Raw genomic sequence first — 1,905 nt, 5'->3', positions numbered from 1 at the left:
CATAACCCGAAGCGCCGCCACGGCAGTAATAATCGCTTGTCACCGATGCAGTTTGAAAGGCAGTATTTCGAGAAGCTAAGAAGTATCTAGAAGACTAGGCGCTTGCCAAAACTCTTAACTGAAGTGTTCGTTAAACCGGGATAAAACCCTATGCTTGAAATGGGTCAACAAGCGCCCAGTAAGTTCAAGCACTCTATTAAAAGCTCGTCTTCAGGGTTATAATCATATCCGCACGAAGCTCATAAACCCAGTCACGCGCGCTTAAATTGTACAGCCAATTCAGTCGAATATATAAAAGAATACGAAATGGAAAAACCTACACTAGCACTATTAAGTACATCTAACGGGATTTTGAAAGGGGGCATTAGCGCATCCTTGGGCAAATATTTTCAGCTAAAAAACTTTTCGAAAGGTGCATGTAGTTCCGGGCTAGGTATATTTTCTATAGGAGATGACCCTGAGCTGTTGAATAGTGACTTTATTCTACTTGACTACACCATAAACGATAACGAGCACCTCACAAAAGGCTGGATTAGTCCGACGCATCTAGAGGACCTGACAAACCATCTATATTCAATTCTATCCTTAGCAAAGGCAGAAGTTTTCGTACTTCTAATGCCTATGTATTCATACTTAGATCGAGCTGGAGAACAAAAAGGCGTTAATCTGCATATAAAACTGGCTAAAAAGTACGGATTTAAAATTTTAGATGGGTACGATTTTATTATCAACTCTGGATCCGATAACTTTAGCCGTTTCTTTATGGATAACGCCCACCTAAATAGATTCGCCGCGTACTTACTAGGCAGCTCTATTGGCAGAACCATCATAAATAGCCAGAACAAAATAAAAGGTGATATAGAAACAAAATTTGACACGCAATCAATAGGGGTTGTTAACCCACCTCAATTTCTTCATGACGGAAAATTAGAAGTCAAGGGCACATCTTTAGGAAAGCGTGAGTGCGTATCGATTAACGACACCCAAGAGGTCGTTTGCAGAATCGACAATGGACATTTTGTAAACGGAATCGTGGTCAATGCAAATTCCAAGGCTAAGATTAGCCTCGACTTCGGGTCAAGAAAAGTCATTAAGGATATATACTCTGGCGGGCTTTCTGACGAAAAAATAGAAATTAAATATATTCCTCTTTACGAAAAAATAAATTCGGACTTGGTAAAAATTACGATCGCTAACTTCGATACAGAAGTAACAGAAAGGTCGCCAAAATCACATAAGAAATTAAATAAAAATGATTATGGGTCAGCGGACATTTTTTGTATAGTGACATCCAACAGTACTCCTTTACTTAAACACCGACCTTCTATCAACACAGGGAGCCTGCCTCTTTTTAGCACCTTAGAGGGTTTGACTTTGGAAGATTGCCAAATGATTTTACGCGACTTAGAGAGTCATTTTAACTCTGGAATTTCAGGTGCGTCCGGCTTTCCAGATTTACTTAGAGAGATGACAGTGTTTTTCGAAAAGCATGGTGTTTATGAGAGCGCATCGCTAGCAATCTCAAGGGCGAGCTTAGAGCGTCCATCAGGGTCACTCATTGAAAAAATAAAATTAAGAGTAGCTGGTAACATAGAGAAGCGTGAGAAACTATTTAACACATCTTCTTGATATATGAGAGAGCACCTTCCATACAAAGTACACAACTAGAAATGGGTTTTACTAAACTTTGACGGACACTTGGCATTCCCCACTCAAAACAACGGAGGTCAAAAGTAAAATTTATTTCGTAAAATACGTGCAGAGAATTCTACATGAAAAATCGAAGTGCTCAGACAGTGGTAAGCCCCTAGTTCTCTAGATACTTCTTAGCTTCTCGAAATACTGCCTTTCAAACTGCATCGGTGACAAGCCATTATTACTGCCGTGGCGGCGCTTCGGGTTATA

1 protein-coding gene is annotated in these 1,905 nt (G+C 40.0%); it reads left to right on the top strand.

Going from position 1 to position 1,905, the window contains the following annotated elements:
- The first annotated feature begins 306 nt into the window (after positions 1–306).
- Positions 307–1,629, top strand: coding sequence for a hypothetical protein (locus QSJ80_RS15455; protein ID WP_285765370.1), 1,323 nt, complete (start codon positions 307–309; stop codon positions 1,627–1,629).
- Positions 1,630–1,905: the final 276 nt, after the last annotated feature.

This window comes from Biformimicrobium ophioploci (assembly GCF_030270605.1).
In the GTDB taxonomy this organism is placed as follows: Bacteria; Pseudomonadota; Gammaproteobacteria; order Pseudomonadales; family Cellvibrionaceae; genus Biformimicrobium; species Biformimicrobium ophioploci.
The sequence above is the reverse complement of the archived record's forward strand: the minus strand, read 5'-3'. Positions and strand labels throughout refer to the sequence as shown.